Origin of the sequence: Streptomyces sp. SID5785 (assembly GCF_009870065.1) — a bacterium.
Lineage (GTDB): Bacteria > Actinomycetota > Actinomycetes > Streptomycetales > Streptomycetaceae > Streptomyces.
In genome coordinates, this window is record NZ_WWIA01001135.1 from 1 (window position 1) to 7,386 (window position 7,386).

Consider the following 7,386-nt stretch of genomic DNA (forward strand, 5'->3'; position numbering starts at 1 on the left):
TCCGGGCGCCCCGCAGGTCCAGGAGCCGCAGATCCCGGCCCAGCAGCCGGTCGCCGCGTACGCACAGCAGCAGGATCCGTACGCCTACCAGCAGCAGGGCTACGGTCAGCAGGACATGTACGCCGGGTACCAGCAGCAGGCGGACCCGTACGGGTACCAGCAGCAGGATCCGTACGCGGTGCAGCAGGAGCAGTACGCGTACGGCTACCAGCAGCAGCCCGGCCAGCAGGCGCAGCCGCCCCTGCAGCAGGACCAGGGCGGCGTGCTCGACGAGACCAGCCTCTTCGACACCAGCATGATCAATATGGATCAGGTGCGGGAGTACGAGCGGCAGTACGAGCAGGGCCGCTGACCGGAACCCTTCGGGGGCCGGGGGACCGGATTGGGCCGAGAGCGAATGGTCCAGTATCCTGGCTCTTCGGTCGCGCGTACTCGTGCGGTCACAGCTGCCCGGAACGCCATCGGGCAGGAGCTCCGAAGAACGAAAGCGGGACCAGCCCTGAACACCCACCTCGACCACCGCAATCCTCTCGTGTTCGACACGCACGAGCTGGGTCGGCGTCCTGGTGCCATGCAGCGGCTGACCCGCACGATCGACGCTCCCAAGGACCTCGGTCTCCAGGGAGTCATCGAGGTGCCGGAGGGCGCCCCGGTGGAGCTCGACCTCCGTCTGGAGTCGGTCATGGAAGGGGTGCTTGTCACAGGCACCGCCCGTGCATCGGCCAAGGGGGAGTGCGTAAGGTGTCTGGAGCCGCTCGACCACGAGGTCGACGCGGACTTCCAGGAGATGTTCTCGTACCCTGACGCCGATGACCGGGGCCGTCCCAAGGACGACGCCGGCGACGACGCCGAGGACGACGAGGACACGCTCTTTCTCGAGGACGGCCTGTTCGACCTCGAGCCTGTGCTGCGTGATGCGGTGGTGCTCGCACTGCCGATGCAGCCGGTGTGCCAGGAAGACTGTGAAGGTCTGTGCTCCGAGTGCGGAGTGCGACTCGCGGACGAACCGGGTCACCACCACGACGCCGTCGACATTCGTTGGGCGGCACTGCAGGGACTCGCTGGCACCATCCAGGACGGCGAGAAGGACGAGATGAGCGGCGCCGATGCGGAAGCGGGCGTCGACGAGAAGCAGGAGAAGTAGCCGTGGCTGTTCCGAAGCGGAAGATGTCGCGCAGCAACACGCGCCACCGCCGGTCGCAGTGGAAGGCTGCGGTCCCCACCCTGGTTTCGTGTGAGCGTTGCCAGGAGCCCAAGCTGCAGCACATCGCGTGCCCCGCTTGCGGCACCTACAACAAGCGCCAGGTCCTCGAGGTCTGAGCGGCCGGTGAGAGGCACAGTGTCAAACACCAAGAAGGCGGATGACGCCAGGAAAAAGGTGGACACCACAGCCTCGTCCCACACGCTTCTGGAAGGGCGGCTCGGGTACCAGCTCGAGTCCGCCCTTCTGGTGCGTGCGCTGACGCATCGCTCGTACGCGTACGAGAACGGCGGTCTGCCCACGAACGAGCGGCTGGAGTTCCTCGGGGACTCCGTGCTCGGTCTCGTGGTCACCGACACGCTCTACCGCACCCACCCCGATCTGCCCGAGGGACAGCTGGCGAAGCTGCGGGCCGCGGTGGTGAACTCGCGGGCGCTTGCGGAGGTCAGCCGCGGGCTCGACCTGGGCTCCTTCATCCGGCTCGGCCGGGGCGAAGAGGGCACGGGCGGCCGGGACAAGGCGTCCATCCTCGCCGACACGCTCGAAGCGGTGATCGGCGCGGTCTATCTGGACCAGGGTCTGGACGCGGCCGGTGAGCTCGTTCACCGACTGTTCGACCCGTTGATCGAGAAGTCCTCGAATCTGGGTGCCGGCCTGGACTGGAAGACCAGTCTCCAGGAGCTCACGGCGACCGAGGGGCTCGGTGTCCCCGAGTACCTGGTCTCCGAGACGGGCCCGGACCACGAGAAGACCTTCACTGCTGCCGCCCGCGTCGGAGGCGTCTCGTACGGCACCGGCACCGGCCGCAGCAAGAAGGAAGCGGAGCAGCAGGCCGCCGAGTCCGCATGGCGCGCGATCCGCGCCGCCGCGGACGAGCGGGCCAAGGCTGCCGAGGCGGAGCCCGCCGCCGGCGCCTGACGACGCCGCTTCCTCGCGCCTGTCCCGCCGGTGTCCACCGGTGGGGCGGGCGCTCTCTTGTGCGGGCACGGTAAGCTCCCTGCGCCCTTCCCCCCGATCCCCGGAGGACCCCGTGCCCGAGCTGCCCGAAGTGGAGGTCGTCCGGCGCGGCCTGGCCCGCTGGGCGGCGCACCGCACCGTCGAGGACGCCGAGGTGCTGCACCCGCGCGCGGTGCGCCGGCATCTCGCCGGCGGCGACGACTTCGCGCACCGCCTCAAGGGACAGCGCATCGGTGAGCCCATGCGCCGGGGCAAGTACCTCTGGCTGCCGCTGGAGACCACGCACACCTCCGTGCTCGCCCACCTCGGGATGAGCGGCCAGCTGCTCGTGCAGCCGCACGAGGCGCCCGACGAGAAGCACCTGCGGGTGCGGATCCGGTTCGCCGACGACCTGGGCACCGAGCTGCGCTTCGTCGACCAACGCACCTTCGGCGGCCTCTCGTTGCACGAGAACACCCCCGACGGGCTGCCCGACGTCATCGCACACATCGCGCGCGACCCGCTCGACCCGCTGTTCGACGACGCCGCGTTCCACACCGCGCTGCGCGCGAAGCGCACCACGGTGAAGCGCGCGCTGCTCGATCAGTCGCTCATCAGCGGCGTCGGCAACATCTACGCCGACGAGGCCCTCTGGCGCGCGAAGCTGCACTACGAGCGCCCCACCGCCACGCTCACCCGCCCGCGCACCGCCGAACTCCTCGGCCACGTACGGGACGTGATGAACGCGGCGCTCGCCGTCGGCGGCACGAGCTTCGACTCCCTCTACGTGAACGTGAACGGGGAGTCCGGCTACTTCGACCGCTCCCTGGACGCCTACGGGCGCGAGGGGCTGCCGTGCGGAAGGTGCGGCACCCCGATGCGGCGCAGCGCCTGGATGAACCGGTCCAGCTACTACTGCCCGCGCTGTCAGCGCCCGCCGCGCGTCGCGTCGTAGCGCTCCCGCGCGCTCAGGACCTCGTCCATCCGGCCCTCCACGAAGTGGATGAGGGACAGCAGGCGTTCGGCGACGGCCCGGCCGAGTCCGGTGAGCTCGTAGTCCACGCGCGGCGGGTTCGTCGGCTGCGCCTCGCGGTGCACCAGCCCGTCACGCTCCAGGGCCTGGAGGGTCTGGGAGAGCATCTTCTCGCTGACGCCGTCGACCCGGCGCCGCAGCTCGTTGAAGCGGAGCGAACCCTCGGACAGCGCGCCCAGGGTGAGGGCGCCCCAGCGGCCGGTGACGTGCTCGAGGGTGCGCCGTGAGGGGCACGCCCTGGAGAACACGTCGTAGGGCAGGTCGGCGGTGGCGTCGCCCTCGGTGTCGGTCGTCTCCATGGATGCAGCGTACTCCCGTGCAGCGCACGCAGAAGGGCAGCGCTCTCCAGGAGAAAGCGCTGCCCTCGGATGCCGCCGGGCCCTTCACCGCCGCGTACCTGACCGCGGGGCGCGGGCCGCCGGGATCAGTAGCCGAAGTCCTGCGTCCACCACGGGCCGCCGTCACCGAAGTGCACGCCGACGCCGAGGGTCTTGAAGTCGCAGTTCAGGATGTTCGCGCGGTGGCCCTCGCTGTTCATCCACGCGTCCATGACGGACTGCGCGTTCGCCTGGCCCCGGGCGATGTTCTCGCCGCCGAGGCCCGTGATGCCGGCCTTCTGGGCGCGGTCCCACGGCGTCGCGCCGTCCGGGTCGGTGTGGTCGAAGAAGCCGCGGGACGCCATGTCGGCGCTGAAGTCCGAGGCCAGCGAGGCGAGACCGCTGTCCGCGGTCACCGGCGAGCAGCCGACCTTGGCGCGCTCCTGGTTGACCAGCGACAGCACCTGCGCCGCGGCGGACGGGGTGGTGGCGGTCGTCGCCGGAGCGGCCGGCGCCTCGGTCTTCTGCTTCGGGGCGGAGGTCGAGGGGCTCGCGCTCCGCGTGGAGGGAGCGGCGGAGGAGGGCTTCTTCGACGGCTCCGCCGTCTTCGAGGGCGTCCGGGACGGCTTCGGCGAAGCGGTCTTCGACGGAGCGGACGCCGACGGCTCCGTCTTCGTCGAGGGCGTCGGGCGCTCGGTGCCGCGGCTCGCCGCGGACGGGGCCCGGTCCTCGACCGTGCCGTCCGTGCCGCCCTGCGCCTCGACGCTGGGGGAGGAGTCGGCCGCCTGCACCTTGTTGCCGCCGTGGTCACCGCCGAGCTTGAGGCTGTCGGTGCCCGGTATGAGCCCCGAGGCCACCGCGACCGCGCCCAGCGCGACGGCGGCGGACACACCGAGCAGGCCGGTGCGGACCGGGGCGCCGCGCTTCCTGCGCCGGTGCGAGTGCCCGGAGGCCTCCTCGGCGGCGCCGCCGGCGGGGGAGACCGTGCCGTACACGTCGGTCATCGTCTCGTCGAACGGAGCGTAAAGAGGGTGCGCGGGAGAGCCCGCGGCGCGCTGCGCGCCGTCGGCGGTCCCTGCGGTGCCGGTGCCGTGCGTCGCGCGGTGCTCCGCGGCGTAGGCGTCCGGGGTGGTCTCCGCGCCGCGGCCCGTGGCGCGTCCGGCGGCGGAGCGTCGGTGGCGTCCCATGTACTGGCCTTCCTCGTCCTCGCGGTCGTCGACGCGACTCACCCTTACGAGTGAGCCTCGTCGGTCCGCGACGGTACCCCAGGACGCAAGGGGAGGAAGTGCTCCGAGGGCAATTGGCCGGTTAGCGTGCACCCCATGAACGAAGATGTACGGCTCGTCGCCTGGGTGCGAGGACGCGTCCAACGTGTGGGTTTTCGGTGGTTCACCCGTGCACGCGCTCTGGAGATCGGCGGCCTGAGTGGTTTTGCTCTCAATTTGGACGACGGCCGGGTCCAGGTGGTCGCCGAGGGTCCCCGGGCGGCCTGCGCGCAGCTCCTCGAGTGGCTCCACGGCGACGACACACCCGGACGCGTCGACGGTGTGACTGAGATCTGGGACACGCCGCGCGGGGGTTACGACGGATTCGCCATCCGCTGATCCGTCACCGCAGGTGCCGCCCCGGACACCCGGCGGATGCGCGCCCCGGGTGCCGCCCGGGAGGGGAAACTGCCTGGTGGTTGCCAAGAAGAGGGACTCGTGGCAGGCTCCGGTGATACGGATGATCTCCACGCCCCCGGGTCCCGAAGGTCAGGCCGCGCCGCACGTTCTCCGGCGCGAAGCCCCCGGGATGCCCGCGAATACGGGGTGTGATCGTGTTGACCGTCAAACTTTTTGGTGAGACTCTGGAATCCCCGCGCACCTCAGCTGTTTGGCATGTGAGAACGGCAGCAGAACAAGAAGTGCCAAGCACCGCGGGTGCGATTCCCTCACGACCCACACCGATTCGGTCGGTCACTCAGTGTGGAGGACCATCCATCATGGCAAAGGCGCTTCTCGGTTACGTCGGCGGCAGCGACCCGCGACTCCTCGCCGAGATGCGACGGCTCCAGCAGCGCGTCCAGGACCTGGAATCCGAGCTCGTTCGGATCCAGGCGGAGAACGACGCGCTCGCGGCTGCCGCTTCTCACGACTCTCTCATCGAGGGTATCGACGGCATCGACGTACCCCAGGCCGAGCCTGCGCTCACCTGACCACATCCAACGAAGCACGTGGTCGGGCTGTTCGTATCAGCCGCTGACAGAGATACGCAAGGGACGCTCCGGCGTCCCTTCTTTCTTCCCCCGCCCCCTCCCGGCACCTTTCCTCAACGTCTGGTGTGCCCTGCACCTTCCTGAGTGAAACCGCGGGTTCATGGAGTGAGACAGGGGCGCCCGGTAGAGTCCGACGGCGTGCACCTCAAGGCTCTGACCCTGCGCGGGTTCAAATCGTTCGCCTCGGCCACCACGTTGCGGTTCGAGCCGGGCATCACCTGCGTCGTGGGGCCCAACGGCTCGGGCAAGTCCAACGTCGTGGACGCCCTCAGCTGGGTCATGGGCGAGCAGGGCGCCAAGTCCCTGCGCGGCGGCAAGATGGAGGACGTCATCTTCGCCGGCACCACCGGGCGCTCGCCGCTCGGCCGGGCCGAGGTGTCGCTCACCATCGACAACTCCGACGGGGCGCTCCCCATCGAGTACGCCGAGGTCACCATCACGCGGATCATGTTCCGCAACGGCGGCAGCGAGTACCAGATCAACGGGGACACCTGCCGGCTCCTCGACATCCAGGACCTCCTCTCCGACTCCGGCATCGGCCGCGAGATGCACGTCATCGTCGGTCAGGGCCAGCTCGACTCCGTCCTGCACGCCGATCCGATGGGCCGCCGCGCCTTCATCGAGGAGGCCGCGGGTGTCCTCAAGCACCGCAAGCGCAAGGAGAAGGCGCTGCGGAAACTGGACGCGATGCAGGCGAACCTCGCGCGCGTGCAGGACCTCACCGACGAACTGCGCCGCCAGCTCAAGCCGCTCGGACGCCAGGCCGCCGTGGCCCGCCGCGCCGCCGTCATCCAGGCCGACCTGCGCGACGCCCGGCTGCGCCTGCTCGCCGACGACCTGGTCCGGATGCGGGCCGCCCTCAGCGCCGAGGTCGCCGACGAGGCCGAGCTCAAGCGCCGCAAGGACGCCGCGGAGGCCGAACTCAGGAAGGCGCTCCAGCGCGAGGGCCACCTCGAGGACGAGGTGCGGCAGCTGAGCCCACGTCTCCAGCGCGCGCAGCAGAGCTGGTACGAGCTGTCGCAGCTGGCCGAGCGCGTGCGCGGCACCGTCTCCCTCGCGGACGCCCGTGTGAAGAGCGCGACCTCCGTCCCGGCCGAGGAGCGGCGCGGCCGGGACCCCGAGGACCTCGAACGCGAAGCCGCCCGCGTGCGCGAGCAGGAGGCCGAGCTGGAGGCCGCCCTCGAGGCCGCACAGATCGCGCTCGACGAGACGGTCGCGCACCGCGCCGAACTGGAGCGCGAGCTGGCCGTGGAGGAGCGCCGGCTCAAGGACGCCGCACGGGCCATCGCCGACCGGCGCGAGGGGCTCGCCCGGTTGCAGGGTCAGGTCAACGCGGCCCGCGGCAGGGCCGCCTCCGCCCAGGCCGAGATCGACCGGCTCGCCTCCGCGCGCGACGAGGCCCGGCAGCGGGCGGTCACCGCGCAGGAGGAGTACGAGCAGCTCCAGGCCGAGGTCGACGGGCTCGACGCCGGGGACGCCGAGCTGTCCGAGCGCCACGAGACGGCCCGCGCCGCGCTCACCGAGGCCGAGGCCGCGCTGTCCGCCGCGCGCGAGGCCGCCACCGCCGCCGAACGCAGCCGGGCCGCCACCGCCGCCCGGCACGAGGCGCTCGCGCTCGGGCTGCGCCGCAAGGACGGCACCG

At 71.0% G+C, this 7,386-nt stretch carries 9 protein-coding genes and 1 pseudogene; 8 read left to right on the forward strand and 2 right to left on the reverse strand.

Annotated features, from left to right (window positions below):
• The 5 genes and pseudogenes from GTW43_RS36770 to mutM all read left to right on the forward strand — a co-directional run.
• A pseudogene (locus GTW43_RS36770) lies at positions 1-352 on the forward strand (cell division initiation protein); the annotation flags it as partial.
• Positions 353-499: 147 nt separating this feature from the next.
• Entirely contained in the window at positions 500-1,144 is a 645-nt protein-coding gene (locus GTW43_RS36775) for a YceD family protein (protein WP_237537010.1), read from the forward strand.
• A 2-nt stretch (positions 1,145-1,146) separates the two neighbouring features.
• On the forward strand, positions 1,147-1,320 hold the full coding sequence (gene rpmF, locus GTW43_RS36780; RefSeq protein WP_030361955.1) for a 50S ribosomal protein L32: 174 nt from the start codon (positions 1,147-1,149) through the stop codon (positions 1,318-1,320).
• Positions 1,321-1,327: 7 nt separating this feature from the next.
• Positions 1,328-2,119, forward strand: a complete 792-nt coding sequence (gene rnc / locus GTW43_RS36785) for a ribonuclease III (RefSeq protein ID WP_161306306.1) — start codon at positions 1,328-1,330, stop codon at positions 2,117-2,119.
• A gap of 112 nt (positions 2,120-2,231) precedes the next feature.
• Positions 2,232-3,092: a bifunctional DNA-formamidopyrimidine glycosylase/DNA-(apurinic or apyrimidinic site) lyase gene (gene mutM, locus GTW43_RS36790; RefSeq protein ID WP_161306307.1), complete on the forward strand. Its 861-nt coding sequence runs from the start codon at positions 2,232-2,234 to the stop codon at positions 3,090-3,092.
• Here the strand turns inward: mutM and GTW43_RS36795 are convergent.
• Both GTW43_RS36795 and GTW43_RS36800 read right to left on the reverse strand, forming a co-directional pair.
• Positions 3,065-3,469, reverse strand: coding sequence for a helix-turn-helix domain-containing protein (locus GTW43_RS36795; protein WP_161306308.1), 405 nt, complete (start codon positions 3,467-3,469; stop codon positions 3,065-3,067). The genes mutM and GTW43_RS36795 overlap by 28 nt on opposite strands.
• Before the next feature lie 125 nt (positions 3,470-3,594).
• Positions 3,595-4,674: a CAP domain-containing protein gene (locus tag GTW43_RS36800; protein ID WP_161306312.1), complete on the reverse strand. Its 1,080-nt coding sequence runs from the start codon at positions 4,672-4,674 to the stop codon at positions 3,595-3,597.
• A gap of 135 nt (positions 4,675-4,809) precedes the next feature.
• On the opposite strand from GTW43_RS36800, the gene GTW43_RS36805 reads away from it, so the two are divergent.
• The 3 genes from GTW43_RS36805 to GTW43_RS36815 all read left to right on the forward strand — a co-directional run.
• Entirely contained in the window at positions 4,810-5,091 is a 282-nt protein-coding gene (locus GTW43_RS36805; RefSeq protein WP_161306309.1) for an acylphosphatase, read from the forward strand.
• A gap of 380 nt (positions 5,092-5,471) precedes the next feature.
• Complete coding sequence (locus GTW43_RS36810; RefSeq protein ID WP_161306310.1) at positions 5,472-5,684, forward strand: hypothetical protein; 213 nt, start codon at positions 5,472-5,474, stop codon at positions 5,682-5,684.
• A gap of 198 nt (positions 5,685-5,882) precedes the next feature.
• Positions 5,883-7,386, forward strand: a 1,504-nt coding sequence (locus GTW43_RS36815) for an AAA family ATPase (protein WP_343246235.1), incomplete at its 3' end; no start/stop codon positions are given.